Below are 20760 nucleotides of genomic sequence, written 5' to 3'. Positions count from 1 at the left end.
GCCTGTTATTCTTTGATTATCTTCAATAAATGTCTTTTTTCATCGAGTTTAGGCACCTTAAGCTCGATAACTTCTTTCACCACAAATCCACTTGGAATATGTTGCATCTCTTCATCATTCAACTGGCCTTTAAGTGCATAAAACTGTCCATGTTCGGCGGGGAGATGATGGCACCAAGTCAGCATATCTTGGATTGAGGCAAATGCACGACTTAATACACCGTCGAATTTATCCTCCGGTTGATACGCTTCTACACGGCTTTCAACTGAGCTGATGTTATGTATGCCTAATTCAAAGGACACTTGTTTTTGAAAACGAATACGTTTACCTAAGCTATCCAATAACACAAATTGTTTATCGGGATTCATAATGGCTAACGGGATCCCAGGTAAACCCGGTCCAGTGCCTACATCGATAAAACGTTCACCTTGCAGGTGTTTTGAAACCACTAAACTGTCCATGATATGACGGATCAGCATAGCTTCGGGATCTCTCACCGATGTCAGGTTATAGGCTTTATTCCATTTGTTGAGCATGCCAACAAAATCAATTAGTTGTTTTTTCTGCTCGGCGGTGGCGGGCAAATTAATTTCGGCTAAATAAGCCTCTAACTGGGCAGATAACACTGAGCAACCTCAACAAAGATACGATTATGAACGCGAAGGCTATTATGAAGCCCGAAAACGATGAAGGGAAGCCTGAATGCTTCCCTTCTATGACCTAAGCAGCGATTAAGCTAGCTTTTACGCACTCTTACGTAATAAGCCACGCTTTTTGAGGTGAACCAACAAAATTGAAATAGCCGCAGGCGTAATACCAGAGATCCGTGAGGCTTGGCCTATGGTTTCTGGTTTATGGTTATTTAACTTAGCAATCACTTCGTTCGACAAGCCTGGTACTTCTTTGTAATCGAGCGTCAAAGGTAAACCTGTGTTCTCATTACGCACAGCTTTGTTGATCTCTTCCTGCTGACGTTGAATATAACCAGAATACTTAACTTGGATCTGAACTTGCTCAGCCGCCTGTGGATCTTCAAGCCCTGGACCAAAACCTTCGATCTGCATCAACTTACTGTAATCCATTTCTGGACGACGCAGTAATTCTTCAAATGATGCTTCGCGAGAGAGCGGCGTATTCAAGTGTGGGTTTAACGCATGGATCAAAGGTGAATTTGGATGTACCCATTGAGCGCGCAAACGTTGTAACTCAAGTTCGATCGATTCTAACTTCTCACTAAATGCCGCCCAGCGAGTGTCGTCAACTAAACCTAATTCGCGACCTTTTGCCGTTAAGCGAATATCAGCGTTATCTTCACGAAGTAGCAAACGGTATTCGGCACGGCTAGTAAACATGCGGTACGGTTCTTTGGTACCTAGAGTTGATAAATCGTCAACTAGTACTCCAAGATATGCTTCGTCACGGCGTGGACACCAGGCTTCTTTGCCTTGCACTTGCAGTGAGGCATTCATGCCTGCTAATAAACCTTGAGCACCTGCTTCTTCATAACCTGTAGTGCCGTTTATTTGGCCTGCGAAGAATAAACCGTTGATCGCTTTGGTTTCTAATGAGTTTTTCAGATCTCTTGGATCGAAATAATCGTATTCGATCGCATAACCTGGACGCATGATTTCTGCGTTTTCCATGCCTTTGATCGAACGTACTAAATTCAACTGTACATCGAAAGGTAAGCTAGTAGAGATCCCATTAGGATAGATCTCATTGGTATTTAAACCTTCTGGTTCGATGAAGATCTGATGCGAAGATTTATCCGCAAAGCGGTGGATCTTGTCTTCAATCGATGGGCAATAACGTGGACCAATACCTTCGATGACGCCTGAATACATAGGGCTTCTGTCTAAACCACCACGAATAATTTCATGGGTTTTTTCATTGGTGTGAGTGATCCAGCAAGAAATCTGTTTTGGATGATGACTGACATCCCCCATAAATGACATGACAGGTAACGGAGAATCGCCTTTCTGTTCAGCCATTTGAGAAAAATCGATCGTGTTTGCATCGATACGTGGCGGTGTACCTGTTTTTAAACGACCGACTCGGATCGGTAATTCACGTAATCGATTTGCTAAAGCAATCGCTGGTGGATCGCCTGCACGACCACCGCTGTAGTTTTCTAAGCCTATATGAATTTTGCCGCTTAAGAATGTACCTGTTGTTAATACAACAGCTGGAGATTCAAAAGCTAAACCCATTTGGGTAACTACACCAACTACTTGATGATTTTCAACAATTAAGTCATCTACGGCTTGTTGGAAAATACGTAAGTTAGGTTGGTTTTGTAATATATTTTGGATTTTTTGACGATACAGTGCGCGGTCAGCCTGTGCTCGTGTTGCTCGTACTGCTGGGCCTTTACTTGAATTTAAGGTTCTAAATTGGATCCCTGCATAATCGGTTGCGATTGCCATTGCACCACCTAAGGCGTCAATTTCTTTCACTAAATGGCCTTTGCCTATGCCACCGATCGCTGGATTACATGACATTTGTCCTAACGTATCGATATTGTGCGTTAGTAATAATGTTTTTGATCCCATTCTTGCTGCTGCCAACGCGGCTTCAGTTCCGGCATGACCACCACCAACAACAATAACATCAAACCGTTCATGAAAATGCATGCCACTACCTTCAATTGCTAAGAGACTCAGTACGAGCCGAGCATTTTAGCATTTGCTTCGTCTTAGGTGAATGATCATTTTACGCTGTTCGATCGAGATGATCCGGACTAATAGATCTTAAGATCTTTATATAGATCTTCTTATTATGTTTACTATTAGGATCGCGCTTTTCTGTGCATAACCCAAATTCATTATATAAATCATTAATTAGCGCGATCTTGATCCTGTGATCTGATCGCGATCTAATGTCATTAAACATGGGGATAGATCGCCTACTTATCCACAAGGCGGATCATTAAGCAGATCGGACTGTGAATAGTACAGAGGTTGATCAGATCTAAATAATAGCTTATCCACATGTTTATACTTTAAATAAGTAAATTGTGGATAAATAGGATCTAAACTGTACATAGATCGGGACCTTATCCAATAAGCGATCTTAAATGTCCTGTTGCCATTGTGCTAACCATGCAAGGGCTGGGTCTTCCGGCACAGGATCAAGCTGTACATCGATCTGGATCTTATCCACAAAGGCTTTTGCATCGCAGTCTTGAATGGCCGAAATTAATTTTTCTGGGCCTTGGCAAAAGGTATCGTAACTTGAGTCACCAATTGCACATAAGGCAAAGTTTACTTGGCTGAGATCCGGTTTTTGCTCGGTAATTTCGTTGAAAAAAGGCTGAATATTATCTGGAAGATCACCAGCTCCATGAGTTGATGACACGATAATCCATAGTGCATGGGTGTCTATTTCGCACAATGTTGGGGTTAAATGAACTTGAACTTGGTGTCCTTGCTCCGTTAATTGGGCCATCATTTCGTCGGCAACATACTCTGCACTGCCCAATGTTGTACCAACAATTACTTCAATCTTTGCCATTATGATTTCTCAGTGTGTTGTTGTTTTTAAAACTAATTTCAATTAAATAGATAGCTGAATGGCTATTATTATGTTCATCATAAAGGAAATGTGGATAGGACCACAGAAGCAATACGTGATTTTTGCAGTTTTTGCATCCTTTATATAAGGTTGGTTTCGCTTACATGTTACCTTTAGCTTCTTGATACATAATTAATATATTTAAAAAGTTAATTTCATTTAAAATCAAATAATTATAATAGGATGATCCATGACAACACCCGTAAATGCGCCCCAGTGGCCACGGCAAATTCCTTACATCATAGCCAGTGAAGCTTGTGAACGTTTTAGCTTTTACGGTATGCGGAATATTCTTACCCCATTCTTGATGACAGCACTTTTGTTGTCTATTCCAGAAGAACTGCGCGGAACTATGGCTAAGGATGTGTTCCATTCCTTTGTTATTGGAGTGTATTTTTTCCCGTTACTCGGTGGTTGGATTGCCGATCGTTTTTTCGGTAAATACAATACTATCTTATGGTTAAGCTTGATTTACTGTGTTGGTCATGCGTTTCTCGCTATTTTTGAACACAGTATTCAAGGGTTTTATACGGGATTATTTTTAATTGCGCTCGGATCGGGTGGGATTAAGCCCTTGGTTTCTTCCTTTATGGGAGATCAATTTGATCAAACCAATAAAACATTGGCGCAGAAAGCGTTTGATCTGTTTTATTTTACGATTAACTTTGGCTCCTTCTTTGCCTCGTTATCTATGCCATTACTATTGAAATATTATGGTGCTGCGGTCGCATTTGGGATCCCTGGTGTCTTAATGTTTATTGCAACTGTGTTCTTCTGGTTAGGTCGAAAACGTTATGTGCATATGCCACCCGAGCCGAAAAATCCCCATGGTTTTTTACCCGTTATTCGTACCGCATTGCTCACTAAAATCGCTGGTCAAGCCAACATAGGTTTAGTGTTAGCTTTAGTTGGGATAATTTCTGCAGCGTATGCCTTAGTGAATATTCCAACCTTAGGTATCGTTGCTGGTTTGTGTTGTGCGTTAGTGCTAGTGATGGGATTTGTTGGCGCTGGGGCTTCATTGCAACTCGAACGCGCTAGGGGGATCCATCCGGATATCGCCGTTGATGGGGTGCGTTCAGTACTACGGATCTTAATCTTATTTGCGTTAGTGACTCCTTTTTGGTCTTTGTTCGATCAGAAAGCGTCCACATGGATACTGCAAGCCAATGACATGTCTAAACCGGAATGGTTTGAACCTGCCATGATGCAAGCTTTAAACCCATTATTAGTTATGTTATTGATCCCATTTAATAACTTTGTGTTATATCCGGCGATTGAGCGCATGGGGATAAAGTTAACTGCCTTGCGTAAAATGGGGGCTGGGATTGCCATCACGGGCGTGAGTTGGATAGTCGTTGGTAGCATTCAATTGGTGATGGATGGCGGCTCGGTATTATCAATATTTTGGCAGATTGTGCCCTATGCTTTGCTCACCTTTGGTGAAGTATTAGTCTCTGCCACTGGGCTAGAGTTTGCCTACAGCCAAGCGCCTAAAGCCATGAAAGGCACTATTATGAGTTTTTGGACCTTATCAGTGACCGTCGGTAACTTATGGGTGTTACTGGCGAACGTCAGTGTGAAAAGTCCGGCTGTGACCGAACAAATTGCCCAGACGGGGATCAGTATTACCGCATTTCAGATGTTTTTCTTCGCAGGTTTTGCCATCTTGGCAGCATTGATGTTTGCGCTTTATGCAAGATCCTATCAAATGCAAGATCATTACCGCCACGTCGAATCATGAGGATGGGTGGAAATATTCGGTTGTAGATAAAAAATCAGCCCATATTGTATGGGCTGATTTTATGGAAATAATATTAAGGTTAGTTATTTTCCGATACAGAAACTAAAAATGTAAAACTATTCAAATTGTTAGAAGAATATTGGCGCACATGTGGAGTGCAACTCATTTGTCGGGTTTCGTCATGGAAGTATCTATTCTAGGGGATTCTCAACATTTTTAAAGTGGGATATCTGGGAAAGTGGGAAAAGAATATAAACTGCTATTGTTACCCATTTTGAAGTTTGTGCTATCAGAACAAACTATTGATTTTTAATAATTATTTATCAAAATAGCTTGCATTTTACTACCTCCATGCGAATCTTTATAAAGCAGGAGGTAATCATGAAAAAATACCCATCTTTATCATTAATCGCTTTATGTGTGTCCTTGTCTGGTTGCGTAACTGGACCCCGTCATTATGCTCAAGATGAATCTCGGGCTTTAAATCTAGCGCGAGCCGGGGGCATCTACGATTTGGATTTGAGAGATTCCCACGATGGTACCCACTCTTATAGTAAGGGTATGTTGGTTCCATTGCTTGATCTCGCCAGGCTAACGACTTCATTTGATGATCCGCTTCGGCGTCTTTCTGGTACGCAGACGTTCGCGTTTAACGCTACCGATATAATGATGACACCAGACAATCCCTCGGCTAGACCAAGTCTAATGGGATGGATGCCCGCATCTGCTGCTACTTCAGAATCTCAGGCTTATGAGAAATACGTGCATCTTGTCGACCAGGCTATCCAGCATGTGGCCGATGATATGGCGTTGAATGTCACTAAACTGAGTAATGTAGAAACACCGGAAATTGATGGCCATCCCATGATTCTTTGGTCTGTTGAAAGCGCTGAGCATGGATGCGGTATTGGTCAATGTGTGGTTGCTTACAACATTACGACTCCTCATCTCTGGAAGAGCCCGCTCTACATTAAAGACGGTAAGTCAGAAAGCTATAACATCGCTGCTAATCATCTGAAGAACTATTCTCGCTTTGTGTTCCGCCAGTCAGGCCCACAAGACTTTCCAATTGATGAGTTTTATAGAGCCGTCAGTGCTGCATTGCCATCTTGGATGGTGATCTATTACCCACCAAACCATGTGGTTCAGGATGGCCAATCTCTCCCATATCCAGTGTTGTATGAGCAAGGGAAGCAACTGTTGTTTAAGGAGCCTGCCTTATGAAGAGTGAATATCAGGAGCTAGACAATATTGTTTTGGCGATGGATGAAGTCCAAACGGACCCCGTAATTCTTACTTACCTGATCAGTTATCTATTGACGAGAAATTCGGTGTTTCATCAGCCTAGAGTGGGATGTGTCAAATGCAAGAGCACGGGAGAACTAGTCTATCCCCATAGCTGGATTGAGCTTCCAGGCGGTTGGACTATTGATCTTAGACTGAGTCAGGCTTTCAACACGTTCGACCGCTATCCGCAAGGCATTTTCGAGCCATCATCCTACCGGAACCTTCAGTATTTCGGTATGCCTCTTACCGTACCTGAATTCGAACCATCTGAACTCGATGAAATGACTGATTTTATGTTTTCCAAGTTATTCAGTGTGCAAGGACTGGATATTCGAGTGAGCGGAGGTTGCTATGACTGCATTTGAGTGGGGAATACTTGGGCTATTCCTATTTTTTAGTTTGGTCACCTTCTGGTGTCTTTACAGCTATAGAGCCAACCAGAAATTGTCAGGCCAAGACAAACCTCAAGCCGAAAAGTGGGAGGGGAAACATGATTCAAAATCTCAAAAATGATTTAGTAAATATAATGTTGCTTGGTGTTCTGCTACTCGGATTGATGCTGGCTCAAGACTCTGGATGGGGATTCTTGCTAGCAGGTTTGCCATTAGCTATTTGGTGTTTTAAAGCCTTCGCATTTATCCAACGCAGATGGTGGCTAGCCGTTCCTTTTTGGTGTGCACTTACTTATTTGTGTTGGCAAATGTCTTTGGCGCTTTGGATTGGATATATAGTGGTTGCAATTTTTAAATATCCAATTGATTTAAAAAGTAATTACCCAATAAAGAATCGTAAAAAGGTGAAAAGTCATAAGTACGATTCAGAGTTCTATGGTGATTACACATCAATAGATATAGATAAACGCGGGCATTTAGGTACTGGTATTGGCATTCCTGATAGCTTTGATTACGACTACCGAAACCATATTGGGTTTAATGACTGATTTTTGGCCCTTAGCTGGTTCCTTTTGAGTACACATCAACGGAACTAGCCATCAGACTGGTTTTACTACCAACAGAACCACCTAAACCAGACCAGAGATAAAGTACCACTTATAACAGACTGTGGAGATCAAGATGTTAATTCGAGCTTACCTTCGCGCATCAACCAAAGAACAAAATGCTGAACGGGCACGAGAATCCCTCATCCAGTTTGCTGCTCAGCATGGCCAGCTAATCGCTGCCTTTTATATTGAGAATGTTTCTGGTGCCACGTTGCACCGGCCAGAGTTGATGCGTTTGATTGCCGAGTCAGGCGAGGGTGACATTGTGCTAGTTGAACAGATCGACCGTCTGGCGCGGCTCAAGCAAAGTGATTGGGATACGTTGAAACAAAAGCTGGCCAGCAAACGCCTAGCCATTGTTTCACCGGAACTTCCCACCAGTTGGCTGGCTTTACAACAACATAGCGAAACTGACTTTACCGGCGCTATTTTACAGGCGGTTAATGCCATGATGTTGGATATGCTCGCCGCAGTTGCCCGCAAAGATTATGATGACCGGCGACGTCGTCAATCTCAGGGAATCGCAAAGGCTAAAGTTGATGGAAAATACAACGGGCGTCAACCAGATCTCAAACGACACCAGCACATAGCTAGCCTATTGAAGACCGGCCATAGCTATAGTGACATTCAGGATATGTTGGGGTGTTCGCGGCACTTGATTGCAACTATCTCGAAGAATATCGGTTGTACAGAGCAGTAATTCCACTACTTTCTGCCGTATCATTTTCTTGATTACGGCAATTCAAAATCCTCACACTGATAATCTGTTCTCATTACCCTAAAAAATTACATTTCAACTCAAATAAGTTGAGAAAAATCATAATCGTGATAGGGTAAGCTGTAGTGACTACCCTAAGTTTTAATGGTTAAAAATCATACTTCAATCAATATGTTGTGATTGAACTTTTCAATGTAATAAAACGCAAATGTGTGAATACTCTCGTGGAGAAAGCATGATCCGCTGCCACCTTGCCCGTTTAATGGGCGAACATAAAATGCGTATTAGTGATGTGATGCGCGAAACCGGCCTAAGCCGCACCACCATCACACTACTTTATAAGGAAACCGCGCTAAAAGTGGACCTAGACGCACTAGATAAGCTGTGTGATTTATTTAACTGCAACATACAAGAACTGCTAGAAAAATCGCCTGCGGAATCCGTAGGAAATGAGTAAACAATGACCCTAATTAACATCAAAGACCTCGAAGCACACCTTTGGCACGCAGCCCATATCATTACCGGGCCTATCGATGCTTCAGACTACAAAACCTATATTTTTCCGATCCTCTTTTTCAAACGTATCTGCGATGTGTACGACGAAGAATATCTCGAAGCAATGGAGCAAGTGGGTGACGCTGAGCTCGCCAAAGGCGATATGTTCCATCGCATCCAAATTCCTGAATATTGTCATTGGAGAGATGTATTTTCTGAGATCAAAGACATCGGCCAGACATTAAAAGATGCTTTTCGTGGTATCGAAATGGCTAATCCCAAACTACATGGAATCTTCGGTGATGCCAGTTGGACCAATAAAGAACGTTTATCTGATGAACTGCTTGCTACCTTGCTCAACCATTTCAACAAGGTAAATCTTGGTGTTGCGTCCGTTCGCAACGACGACATGGGCCGGGCATACGAATATCTGATTAAACGCTTTGCTGACAAGGCCAACAAAAAGGCGGGGGAGTTTTACACTCCTCGTACTATTGTTCGCTTGATGGTCAATATTCTTGACCCACAAGCAGGTGAAGGCGTTTATGACCCTGCGTGTGGTACTGGTGGCATGCTGCTGGAAACCATCCACCACGTTAAAGAGAACGGCGGTGATCCACGCCTACTAAAAATAAAAGGCCAAGAAAAGAACCTGACCACTGAAGCCATTGCCCGTATGAACCTTTTCCTGCATGGACAGGAGGATTTTCATATCGTTCGGGGTGATACGCTGCGTGATCCTAAATTCCTTAAGAATGATCGTTTAGAAACCTTTGATTGTGTTATCGCCAACCCGCCATTTAGTTTGAAAGAGTGGGGATATGATAACTGGAGTGCTGACCCTTATGGCAGGGCTAAATATGGTTTAGCCCCTAAAACCAACGGTGATTTTGCTTGGGTGCAACATATGTTTGCATCTTTGAACGAGAGTGGTCGCATGGCGGTGGTATTGCCACACGGGGTGCTATTCCGTGGTGGTGCTGAAGGTAAAATTCGCGAGAATTTACTCAAAGAAAACCGAATTGTCGCTGTCATCGGCGTTGCTTCTAACCTGTTTTATGGCACCGGTATTCCGGCTTGTATTTTAGTGCTGCGCAAACAAAGGCCTTTAGCTCACCAAGATCACGTGCTGATCATCAATGCTGAAGAGATTTTTACCAAAGGCCGGGCACAAAATACCTTGTCAGAAACCCAAGCGGACGACATTTATGAGATTTATCGGCAGATGCGCACCAAAGGCCCTGAAGCTGATGACATCGAAGGCGTTGCGCGTTGGGTTCCCCATAGTGAAATTGAAGAAAACGACTTCAATTTAAATATTGCACGTTATGTACAAAAACCGCTTGAAGAAGAAACCATTACAGTGGAAGAGGCCCTAAAAGACTTCCAACAAAAGCTGGCCGCCTTAGAGCAAGCTGAAAATGAACTGGAAGCACTGCTGATCAAGGAAGGGTTTGAACTATGAGCAAAAAGCTCACTGTGATGGTGTCATCCACAGTTTATGGCGTAGAAGAGTTGCTCGACCGCGTATATTCACTACTAACCGCCTTTGGTTATGAAGTTTGGATGTCGCATAAAGGCACAGTGCCGGTATCGTCCAATGAAACCGCCTTTGAAAGCTGCTTAAAAGCAGTAGAAAAATGTGATCTGTTTTTAGGCATCATTACCCCACAATATGGCAGTGGCGTTGATGCAACTGGCCTATCTATTACCCATAAAGAGATGAAAAAAGCCATCGAGCTCAATAAACCTCGCTGGTTTCTAGCGCATGATCAAGTTGTGTTTGCGCGCCGCTTATTAATAGATTTAGGTTACAAAACCCAAGAACAGCGCTCAGAATTGACATTGCGCAAAGGCGCATCGTCCATTTCCAATATCAAGGTGATTGACTTATACGAAGACGCCACCATGGAACAACTGCCACAGGATGATCGCCAAGGCAACTGGGTGCAAAAGTTCGATCGCGACGACGACGCCAACCTTTTTGTGGTTGCGCAGTTCTCTCGCTATCAAGATGTAGAGCAGCGCCTGACCGAACATTTTCAAAATGTCAGTCAAGTTAGCGCCTCAGTAGGAGTACGCCATGAGTAAAACGGCCGCACAACTGCAACAACTACTGTCGCTGGGCGAAAACCAAACCCTTGAATACCTCACAAGCTACGAGTTAAAACACTGCGGCCCACAAGTTTGCGCTTTTTTAAATACCCAAGGTGGATACCTGCTATGCGGTGTCGATGATAAAGGCCAAATCAAGGGCGTAGAACATGCTGCGCAAGTGGCTGAACAGCTAGAAAGCCAGCTTAAATCGGCGATTCAACCGCCAGTACTGTTTTCGGTAGAAGTACAGGAAGTCGAAAACAAACAGCTATTAATTGTTGAAGTGCCGGCCGGAAAAGACATCCCTTACGCCTTTAACAGTGACATCTACATACGTGCAGGCGAGCAAACCAAAAAAGCCGATGTCGATACCATCCGCGACATGGTCATGCGCAAGCAAGTAGAACCTACCCGCTGGGAGCGTTTGTTCTCGTCTGAACTCGACGAACAAGGTTTATCAACCAGCGCTTGTAACAAGCTGTTATCCGCCAAACGCATTCCCAAAGAAGTAGCGCAAGCAGAACAAGGCTTACTGCACCAGTTGCAACTATTATCGTTGGCCAAATACGGCCGTTTAACCAATGCCGCCGATGTGTTACTGGCCAGTGCGCCGGGTAAACGCCATCCGCAAGCTCGCGTGCGCGCTGTATGTTATCGCCATAAGGCCGACGACGAATATCAGGATTTACAGCACCTCGATGGCCCAATGGCCGACGTGATCGAGCAGCTCATTACCTTTGTTATGCGCAATACGCCATCGCGCGCACGTTTTAGCAGCGCCAATAATCAGCGCGAAGATATCCCCATGTACCCGGAACAAGCGGTACGCGAAGCCATTGTAAATGCCTTTGCCCACCGCGATTACAGCAACTTTGCCGGTGGTATTAAGGTCGAAGTTAGCCCTGTGCACCTGAAAATTTGGAATGCGGGTGCTTTTCCGCAAGGCATAGACGAGAACAAAATTCGGCAAGGCCATATCTCGGTACTGCGTAACCCCGACATCGCCCACGGTTTATACCTACAGGGCTATATGGAAAAGCTTGGCCGCGGCAGTGTGGTGATCCAAGAGGCCTGTAAAGAGGCGGGCCTCCCCGAACCGAAATGGCACTCAGACAGCACATCCGGCGTGACCTTGACGCTGTTCGCCCCGGAAGTTACCCCGGAAGTTACCCCGGAAGTTACCCCGGAAGTTACCCCGGAAGTTACCCCGGAAGTTGCGAAGCTCCTACTGGCAATTAAAGGTGAGCAGTCACGAATGGAATTACAGGATTCCTTGACCCTAAAAGATGCCGAACACTTCCGTAAAAACTACTTAAAGCCGGCACTGGAGATAACCCCTGTCTTGGTAGAAATGACCATTCCAGACAAGCCAACCAGCCGTAACCAAAAATACCGTTTAACCGCGCTTGGGTTGCAAGTAAAGCAACAAGTACAACAGCAACTAAGCGATAAGAAGACATCATGAGCGCATTAAATAAGAAAAAATTAGAGGATTTACTCTGGGGCGCGGCCGAGCTATTACGCGGCCAAATCGACGCCTCAGACTACAAGCAGTACATCTTCCCGCTGTTATTTTATAAGCGCCTGTCGGATGTGTATTTGGAAGAATACACCGAAGCATTGGAGATCCATGAAGGCGATGCCGAATACGCCGCCATGCCGATGTTCCACCGTTTTGATATTCCTAAAGAAGCCAGTTGGGAAAAGGTGCGCCACACCAGCAAAAACATCGGTGAAGCCATTCAAAACGCGCTGCGTCTAATTGAAGCCAACAACCCCCGTTTGCACGGCGTGTTTGGCGATGCCCAGTGGACCAATAAAGAGCGTCTACCGGATCACTTGCTTTCTGATCTAATTGAGCACTTCAGTAAAATTCCGCTTGGGATTAAATCGGTCGCTCAGGATGACCTAGGTGAAGCCTACGAATACCTAATCAAAAAATTCGCCGACGATTCTGGCCACACCGCCGCCGAGTTTTATACCAACCGTACCGTGGTGCATTTAATGACACGGATTATGGGTTTAAAACCCGGTGAATCGGCTTACGACCCAACCTGCGGCACCGGCGGTATGTTGTTGAATGCGGTAATGGATTTACGTTCTCAGGGCAAAGAATGGCGTTCCGTTCATTTGTATGGGCAAGAATTGAACCTGCTCACCTCAGCTATAGCCCGTATGAACATGTTCCTGCACGACATTGAAGAATTCGATGTGCTGCGCGGCGATACCCTGGCTGAGCCCAAGTTTATTGAAAACGATCAACTCAAGCAGTTTGACGTGATATTCGCTAACCCGCCATATTCGATTAAAAAGTGGAACCGCGACAAGTTCGCCGCTGACCCTTACGGCCGTAACCTTTACGGTGTACCACCTCAAGGTTGCGCCGACTATGCGTTTTACACCCACATCATCAAAAGCCTAAAACCCGACACGGGCCGCGCTGCTATGCTCTGGCCGCACGGCGTGTTGTTCCGTGATTCCGAGCAAAGCATTCGTAAACAAGTGATTGAGTCGGACATTATCGAAGCGGTGATTGGCCTTGGGCCAAACCTGTTTTACAACTCGCCGATGGAATCCTGCGTGGTGGTGCTTAATTGCAATAAACCCGTCGAGCGCAAAAACAAGGTGTTGTTTATCAATGGCGTGGAACACGTTACCCGCGAGCGTGCCCACAGTCGCTTGTCTGATGAGGATTTGGCCGTACTGTGCGAGGCGTACTTTGAACCCAATAAGCAAAGCGATATTACCGCCTTGGTCGATATTGATACCCTTAAAGAGAACCTCTACAACCTATCGATACCTCTCTATGTGCAGGCACAAAATGATGGCGAAGTGCACAATATTGAACATGCCATCGAGGCATGGAAAGTTAGCCGTGTGCAATTGAAAAAACAGACCAATAAGTTATTCAAAAGCCTAAAAGAGCTTGGTTTTGAAGTTAACGGTGGAGAAGTGCAGCAATGAGTGATAAACAAACCGTTAAATTTGGTGATATTTGCCGCGAAGTAAAGCTCACCACCAAAGACCCAATTGCCGATGGCTATGAGCGTTACATTGGTTTAGAGCACTTGGATTCTGGTTCGCTCAAGATTAAACGCTGGGGAATGATTGCCGAAGATAACCCAAGCTTTACCCGTGTCTTTAAGAAAGGTCATATTCTTTTTGGTAAGCGCCGCCCTTACCTAAGAAAGGCTGCAATTGCTGAATTCGACGGAATCTGCTCCGGCGATATCCTCGTCTTGGATGTTAAAAAAAACTCCATTCCGAAAGACGTCTTTTATTATTTAGTTAGTTCTGATGTTGTTTGGAACGAGGCAATAAGGTCTTCTTCGGGTTCTCTTTCACCAAGAACCAAGTTCAACTCATTGAAGCAGATAGAATTTAATCTTCCAGATAATAGTCAACTAGTTTCTTGTGGAGATTTTATTCAGCAAGCAAAACAAGTGATATCTAAATCCAGATTTTTATCTTCTTCCGGAAAGTATGCGGCCAATTCAAGCATTAGGTGCTTATTGAGATATGGGTATGAAGATACGAGCTTAGCAAGTTTCGATAAATTAGGTGCAATTCCATCTCATTGGGAATGGAAGCAGCTAGACAGCTTATCAAAAAAACATGAGCCAGCAATCAGGACTGGGCCATTCGGTTCAGCTTTAAAAGCTGATCATTGGTGTCAGGAAGGTAGGCCAGTGATTACAATTGGCTGTTTAGGGGAATATGGGTACGATCACTCTGAAGAATTGTATATAGAAGAAGATTATGCACTTCGACTTCAACAATACTCAGTAAAAAAAGGAGATATTGTATTTTCTAGAGTCGCGGACATAGGACGGTCAATATTAATTGGTGATGACGTGTGTTCAGCCATCATATCTTCAAATTTAATGAAAATTTCGCTGGACGAAACAAAAGCCGATCCAAGATTTTACTTTTACTCAATTAAATATTCTCCGATAGTTTTGCATCAAATAAAACGCTTTACTAATTCTGGTGGTAGGTTGTTGGTTACATCTAGGGATTTAAGGAAAATAAAATTTCCTACGCCACCACTGAGCGAACAATTTTCAATAGCTGACGCTATAGAAAAATTATTGGAAGTCACTGAAAGAATAAGTAGCTCTGTTGAACGGCAAGAATTAGTGATTTCAGGGTATGTAAATAGTATTTTTTCTTAATAGGGTTTTTATGTTTAATGAACAAACCGTCACAGAAAATGGAATTATCGACCGTTTAAAAGGTTTAAGCGGAGTAAAGTGGACATACTGCCACGGTGAAAACCTGCCAAAACAAGCGCAGGATATCTTCGTCGATGAGTGGTTAAAAGATGCGTTGTGTTCGTTAAACTCTGATATCGCCAAGCAGCCAGATTATGCAGATGAGGTGATTTACAAACTGCGTGGCGTGGTGCTGGAAGCACGCCACACCGGCCTGGTAAAAGCCAATGAGAACTTTCATGAATGGTTAATGGCCGAAAAGACCTTACCCTTTGGTGAGAATGGCGACCACATCACCATCAACCTGATCGATTTCGACAATATCGACAACAACCACTTTGTGGTGTCGCAACAGGTGCACTATATCGCGGCTACCGAAGTATATTTTGATATTGTGCTCTATGTGAACGGTATTCCACTGGTGGTGGGCGAAGTGAAAACCGCGACCCGCCCGAGTGTGACCTGGCAAGACGGCGCCGCCGATTTTATGGGTGGTAAAAAACACTACTGGAAGAACGTTGAACCCTACTTTGTGCCCAACCTGCTGTGTTTTGCCAGTGAAGGAAAAACCTTTGCTTACGGCGCTATCAACGCCCGGGTAAAAGACTGGGGCCCTTGGCACAATACCGACCTGCGTGAAGACATTTTGCCCGGCTTGGCATCGGTGCTTAATAGCTGTGAGGGCTTGTTAAACCCGCAAACCTTATTGCAGTTACTGGAATCGTTTGCGCTGTTTTCAACCGTTAAAACCGGTAAAAACACGCCACCCAAGCGCATTAAAATTCTACCGCGTTACCCCCAGTTTGAAGCAGCCAAGCAGATAGTAGAGCGTGTGCGCAAAGGCTACCCGAAAAAAGGCCTGATCTGGCATTTCCAAGGTTCGGGCAAATCGTTACTCATGCTCTACGCCGCCAAAATGCTGCGCAGTGACAATACCTTGAAAAACCCCACCGTATTGGTTGTGGTAGACAGGCGTGACCTGGACAGCCAGATCAATGAGACCTTTGGTGGTGCGGATGTTAAGAATCTTATTAAGGTACAAAGTTGCAAAAAGCTCGGCGAACATATCGAACAAGACAGCCGTGGCATTTTAATTACCACCATCTTTAAGTTTAAAGATGTCGAGATAGACGATAGCAACCCCAACGGCCTCAATAACCGCGATAACATCATCGTGTTAGTGGACGAAGCCCACCGCACCCAAGAAGGCGGCTTGGGTGAAAAAATGCGCTGGGCCCTGCCGCAGGCGCACTTCTATGGTTTAACCGGTACACCGATTTCGGGCATTGACCGTAATACCTTTAAGCTATTCGGCGCCGAAGAAGATCCAGGTCGCTACATGAATCGTTACAGCTACAAGCAGTCAATTCGCGATGGGGCAACAAACCCGGTGAAGTTCGAGCCACGCCTGGCAGAACTGCGGGTAGACCGTGATGCCATCAACCAGGAGTTTGAGCAGCTCGCCCAGGAAAATAACCTGGACGAAGAAGAAAAGGCCGCACTATCAAAACGCGCTGGCAAATTAGCGGTGATGCTGAAAGCACCTAAACGCATGGCCGCAGTAAGCTCCGATATAGCCAAGCACTTTACCGACCACGTGAAGCCTAAAAAGATGAAAGGTATGGTGGTGGTGTACGACCGCGATGCCTGCGTGCAAATGTACTACTTGCTGGGTGAAAAGCTCGGCTTTGATGCCGTTGAAGTGGTGATGAACGTTGACCAAGCACCGGTAAAAGTCGAAGAAGGTGGTAAAAAAGACAAGCTCAACAAAGATTGGCGCAAATGGCATGACGAGTTGGAATTGCCAATTCAGCAGTTGGACTTTGAACGTTGGCAACAGATTGACGACGAAGAGCAAACCCAGAAAGATTTGATAGAAAGTTTTAAAGATCCAAAACACCCGTTACAACTGATTATTGTCACGGCGAAGTTGCTTACAGGTTTTGATGCGCCAATTTGCTACTGTATGTACTTAGATAAACCGCTGCGCGATCACACCCTGTTACAGGCTATGTGCCGCACTAACCGTCTGTACGAAACGGACGAAGTTCGTAAAGATATGGGCTTGATCATCGATTACCTCGGCGTGTTTGAAAATCTACGCACTGCGTTAGCCTACAACCCTGAAGAAATTGACGGCGTGGTCGAAGGCATTGAGGCCTTTAAAGAGTTGTTACCGGCCCAGCTAGAGAAGTGTTTATCCTTCTTCCCTGGCGTTGACCGCACCCTAGAAGGCTTCGAAGGCATCATGGCAGCGCAAGAATGCTTACCAACCAATGCAACACGTGATGAGTTTGCCGCGAGCTTTGGCGTATTAGCCAAACTTTGGTCGGCCATTAACCCTGACATCTTCTTAACTCCGTACCGCAAAGACTATAAGTGGTTGGCACAGATTTACGAGTCAGTGCGTCCTGTCGGCCAAACAGGAGCGTTAGTGTGGGCTGCGCTTGGTCCTGAAACTATCAAGATGATCCATGAGCATACCGACATCAACCGCATCCGTGATGATATCGACGAGCTGATTATGGATGAGCACTCAATCTTTACTCTCACAGAAAAAGAGCAAGAGAAGCGCGCTAAGCGTCTTGAAATCGATTTGATGGGACGCTTGCGCGGTAGTGGTGATCCAACCTTCGTTAAGCTTGGAGAACGGCTTGAAAAGCTCCGTCAGGACTACGAAGCGGGTGTAATTAAAGCCATCGACTGGTTAAAAGGCCTATTAGATGCCGCCAAAGACACGGTGCAAGCTGAGCGCGAAACTGGCGAGCATGTGGTTACCGAAGAGGACAATAAGCAGGCTTTAACCAAGCTCTTCTTAGAAACTCGCCCCGAAACCACGCCCAAGTTAATCGGTGATGTGGTTGAGCAAATCGACAAAATCGTCAACGCCACCCGTTTTGAAGGCTGGCAAAACTCTAACAGTGGTCCTAGAGAGATTCAAAAAGCGCTGTTGTTAACGTTGGCTCAGTTTGGCTTGGGTAAAGACAAAGAGTTGTTCCAAAAGGCTTACGGGTACATAGAAGAGCATTATTGATGCGGTATTTTAGTGATTATCGCAACACTATGATGTAAGAAGGCTAATTGTATGACTGATAACATTCCCCAAGCCCCTCAAGGCGAGTTTGTTTTATTCACCAGTGTTGACGGTCAAACTCGCGTCGAGTGTCGTTTTGAATCAGACACCTTGTGGCTTTCTCAGGCTGCAATGGCTGAGCTGTATCAAGTTAGCTCTCAAGCGATCACCCAACACGTAAAAGCTGTCTATTCTGAAGAAGAGCTTGAGCAAATTTCAACTTGTAAGGATTACTTACAAGTTCAACTGGAAGGCGGCAGAGAAGTAAAGCGAAGTATTCGTCACTACAGTCTTCCGGTTATTCTTGCGGTAGGATACCGAGTTCGCTCAACACGTGGCACCCAGTTCCGGCAATGGGCAACCAGAATGTTGCAAGAGTACCTGATCAAAGGCTTCGTCATGGATGACGAGCGCCTGAAAAATCCGCCCGTTGGCTATTCTGCTGTGCCAGATTACTTTGATGAAATGCTGGAACGCATTCGTGATATCCGCGCCAGTGAGCGTCGCGTTTATCTGCGGGTGAAAGAAATCTTTACCATGGCTGCTGATTACGAGCCATCCAACCAAGAGACCAACCGCTTCTTTCAAACCATCCAGAACAAGTTGCATTATGCCTGTACGCAAATGACTGCCGCTGAGCTTATCGCCAACCGAGTCGACGCCAGTAAACCGGATATGGGCCTAACCAGCTATAAAGGTGATGAAGTACGCAAGACAGACGTCACCATTGCCAAGAACTATATGCGTGAAGACGAAATCAAAGAGCTCAATCGTATCGTCAATATGTGGCTCGATTTTGCCGAAGACCAAGCGTTACGCCGTAAGCAGGTGTTCTTGCAGGACTGGGCCGATAAGCTTGACCAGTTTTTAAGTTTTAATGAACGTGACGTACTAAGCGGAGCAGGAAAAATATCCAAGAAAGACGCTGATGACAAAGCGAAATTGGAGTTTGACCGCTTTGCCCAGCAGCGCCGTCGTTTAAAAGAAGCCGAAGGCGCACGGGCCAATATTGCAGCACTCAAGGCCATACTCAAAAAAGATAAATAGCCGATATAGTGCAGCCCTGATCTCTAATGAGTTGAGGGCTGTGTTGTAAGAGGATAACTATAAGGGATTATCCATCTTAAAATCGTCGATATCGCCTGCCATTTTGAATAGATTGGTATCATTCCAACGGCACAGTTGTCTAATCCTCATCAGATTAGCGTTAGTTCTACGGATGATGGCAAAAGCGTCCTCAACTACCTCAATCACAGGTTTTTCCCAGTCTTGTGCTCGGGTAAACGTAGTTTTGGGGTATCGGAAATGCCCATCTCGCGGAAGATAATGGCTGATTACTTGGAATCCGTCAGAATTCTTTTTAGGCTTAAACTGGTTATAAACCCAAAAAATTTCGAGTTTCTTGTTTCTTAGCCTTACACGACAACCAAAATGACCTGGGTAGCCTTCAGAGTTTTTACCTCTATGGTCTCGGTTGTGCTGCCAGAACAAGTCTGCAATTTTTTGTGCTATGTAGAAGTAGCGGAGCTGTTCTATTTCGGTTGATTTATGGGTGTAGTGTAGATATTGCTCTGATATGGTTAGGGAAAAAAGCATAGCGTCATCTTGATTAACGTTTGTGCTATTGGCAATAAAGGTTTCCCAAATATTAATTTGTGTTTCTAGTCCTTTAAATGATTTTGAGAAGGCTTTTATGTACTCAGATTGTGGTTGATTTCCCCCATTTAGTGCGGCACCAAATGTAGCTATCTGTTGTTCTAAAAATGAATGATTTGTGGTCATTACATAATCCTCTGTGTTGTGAATTCAGAGTTAGTCTATTGCTACATACCCACTTTCATCCGCCGTCGTCATGCCTTTTTTGGGCACCTAGGTCTTTTGTTGTCGCGCCTTAGCCAAAAGACCCAGCCAATTCCTTTCCAGATAATTATCTGATGGGGGACCTAGACAGTTTTATTCCATACAAGCGTCATCATCCTCAAAAGACCTAATCCAAATGATTCCACTTTTAATGGGGGACATGGCTTTAAGTGGTGTAAATCGTCAGGTCTCCAAGCTTTCACATGTGAAAGTTTATTCTTGGGGCGTTCACAGGCGCACAAATTGATACGGTAATGTCTGTCAACTCATCAATGGCTTAGCTTTTTGCTCTTCAGAGGCTGTTTTTAATCTATATGTTGAATAAATGTCATTAAATATCAGTGTCTTGAAATTTATTATTGAAGTTCCCCAAAAGGGCAGCTCCAGCGGTCTGTTTAGTTAGCCTTTTTCGAGATGATTGCTCCTGCAAGTTAGATACTAAACAGGAGTTATCATGACGGGTAATACCAAACCTAAACAAAACGAACGGTTACTGACATATGCAGAAGTGTGTGACGTTTTGCAAACGTCACAAGCGACACTTCGTCGCTACGTGCGAGATGGACGCTTTCCTCCTCCAATAAAACCCAATCCCAATGGCCGCTCTGTGCGGTTTAGGTACAGCGATATTGCTGCATGGTTGAGTGATTTATAAAAGGGGGAAGGGATGCAAAAGAAGTTGCAGGATGATGGAATCTA

At 44.6% G+C, this 20760-nt stretch carries 18 protein-coding genes; 14 read left to right on the top strand and 4 right to left on the bottom strand.

The annotated features are described in order from the left end of the window. Positions 1-5 precede the first annotated feature (5 nt). The 3 genes from rsmG to mioC all read right to left on the bottom strand — a co-directional run bounded on the left by rsmG (position 6) and on the right by mioC (position 3513). A complete protein-coding gene (gene rsmG / locus L5M37_RS20360; protein ID WP_173248472.1) occupies positions 6-626 on the bottom strand; it encodes a 16S rRNA (guanine(527)-N(7))-methyltransferase RsmG in 621 nt (206 codons plus the stop codon). Between the two features lie 117 nt (positions 627-743). Continuing rightward, positions 744-2633, bottom strand: a complete 1890-nt coding sequence (mnmG, locus tag L5M37_RS20355) for a tRNA uridine-5-carboxymethylaminomethyl(34) synthesis enzyme MnmG (protein WP_263201715.1) — start codon at positions 2631-2633, stop codon at positions 744-746. A gap of 439 nt (positions 2634-3072) precedes the next feature. Beyond that, positions 3073-3513 (bottom strand): FMN-binding protein MioC, encoded by a 441-nt coding sequence (gene mioC, locus L5M37_RS20350; RefSeq protein WP_105250799.1) that lies wholly within the window; start codon positions 3511-3513, stop codon positions 3073-3075. A 250-nt stretch (positions 3514-3763) separates the two neighbouring features. Here mioC and L5M37_RS20345 point away from each other — a divergent pair, with 250 nt between their 5' ends. The 13 genes from L5M37_RS20345 to L5M37_RS20285 all read left to right on the top strand — a co-directional run bounded on the left by L5M37_RS20345 (position 3764) and on the right by L5M37_RS20285 (position 19248). Beyond that, complete coding sequence (locus L5M37_RS20345; RefSeq protein WP_131524519.1) at positions 3764-5317, top strand: oligopeptide:H+ symporter; 1554 nt, start codon at positions 3764-3766, stop codon at positions 5315-5317. A 381-nt stretch (positions 5318-5698) separates the two neighbouring features. Beyond that, positions 5699-6541 carry a hypothetical protein gene (locus L5M37_RS20340; protein ID WP_115164823.1) on the top strand — a complete coding sequence of 281 codons (843 nt, stop codon included), beginning with the start codon at positions 5699-5701 and terminating at the stop codon, positions 6539-6541. Then, a complete protein-coding gene (locus L5M37_RS20335) occupies positions 6538-6969 on the top strand; it encodes a hypothetical protein (RefSeq protein WP_115164824.1) in 432 nt (143 codons plus the stop codon). Before L5M37_RS20340 ends, L5M37_RS20335 begins: the two co-directional genes overlap by 4 nt. 125 nt (positions 6970-7094) lie before the next feature. Continuing rightward, complete coding sequence (locus tag L5M37_RS20330; protein WP_244915346.1) at positions 7095-7544, top strand: hypothetical protein; 450 nt, start codon at positions 7095-7097, stop codon at positions 7542-7544. Positions 7545-7677: 133 nt separating this feature from the next. Further along, positions 7678-8304 (top strand): recombinase family protein, encoded by a 627-nt coding sequence (locus tag L5M37_RS20325; protein WP_263179525.1) that lies wholly within the window; start codon positions 7678-7680, stop codon positions 8302-8304. 253 nt (positions 8305-8557) lie between these two features. After that, positions 8558-8779, top strand: a complete 222-nt coding sequence (locus L5M37_RS20320) for a helix-turn-helix domain-containing protein (RefSeq protein ID WP_115164826.1) — start codon at positions 8558-8560, stop codon at positions 8777-8779. A 3-nt stretch (positions 8780-8782) separates the two neighbouring features. Continuing rightward, positions 8783-10282, top strand: coding sequence for a class I SAM-dependent DNA methyltransferase (locus L5M37_RS20315; protein WP_263179526.1), 1500 nt, complete (start codon positions 8783-8785; stop codon positions 10280-10282). Further along, positions 10279-10908 (top strand): DUF4062 domain-containing protein, encoded by a 630-nt coding sequence (locus L5M37_RS20310; RefSeq protein WP_263179527.1) that lies wholly within the window; start codon positions 10279-10281, stop codon positions 10906-10908. The genes L5M37_RS20315 and L5M37_RS20310 overlap by 4 nt, the downstream gene beginning before the upstream one ends. After that, entirely contained in the window at positions 10901-12379 is a 1479-nt protein-coding gene (locus L5M37_RS20305) for an RNA-binding domain-containing protein (RefSeq protein WP_263201714.1), read from the top strand. The genes L5M37_RS20310 and L5M37_RS20305 overlap by 8 nt, the downstream gene beginning before the upstream one ends. Beyond that, on the top strand, positions 12376-13878 hold the full coding sequence (locus L5M37_RS20300) for a class I SAM-dependent DNA methyltransferase (protein WP_263179529.1): 1503 nt from the start codon (positions 12376-12378) through the stop codon (positions 13876-13878). Before L5M37_RS20305 ends, L5M37_RS20300 begins: the two co-directional genes overlap by 4 nt. Next, positions 13875-15089, top strand: a complete 1215-nt coding sequence (locus L5M37_RS20295) for a restriction endonuclease subunit S (RefSeq protein WP_263179530.1) — start codon at positions 13875-13877, stop codon at positions 15087-15089. The genes L5M37_RS20300 and L5M37_RS20295 overlap by 4 nt, the downstream gene beginning before the upstream one ends. 10 nt (positions 15090-15099) lie before the next feature. Next, on the top strand, positions 15100-18162 hold the full coding sequence (locus L5M37_RS20290; protein WP_263179531.1) for a type I restriction endonuclease subunit R: 3063 nt from the start codon (positions 15100-15102) through the stop codon (positions 18160-18162). 51 nt (positions 18163-18213) lie between these two features. Beyond that, the gene (locus L5M37_RS20285) at positions 18214-19248 is read left to right on the top strand and encodes a virulence RhuM family protein (protein ID WP_263179533.1); all 1035 of its coding nucleotides are present in this window, start codon (positions 18214-18216) and stop codon (positions 19246-19248) included. A gap of 57 nt (positions 19249-19305) precedes the next feature. Here the strand turns inward: L5M37_RS20285 and mobI are convergent, their stop codons facing one another. Further along, entirely contained in the window at positions 19306-19983 is a 678-nt protein-coding gene (mobI, locus tag L5M37_RS20280; RefSeq protein ID WP_263179534.1) for a conjugative transfer protein MobI(A/C), read from the bottom strand. 532 nt (positions 19984-20515) lie between these two features. On the opposite strand from mobI, the gene L5M37_RS20275 reads away from it, so the two are divergent. Then, complete coding sequence (locus L5M37_RS20275; protein WP_115164833.1) at positions 20516-20716, top strand: helix-turn-helix transcriptional regulator; 201 nt, start codon at positions 20516-20518, stop codon at positions 20714-20716. Positions 20717-20760 lie beyond the last annotated feature (44 nt).

Source organism: Shewanella sp. SM69 (assembly GCF_025653985.1).
In the GTDB taxonomy this organism is placed as follows: Bacteria; Pseudomonadota; Gammaproteobacteria; order Enterobacterales; family Shewanellaceae; genus Shewanella; species Shewanella oncorhynchi.
Note: the sequence above shows the minus strand (reverse complement) of the source record. Positions and strands in the feature narration are given on the sequence as shown.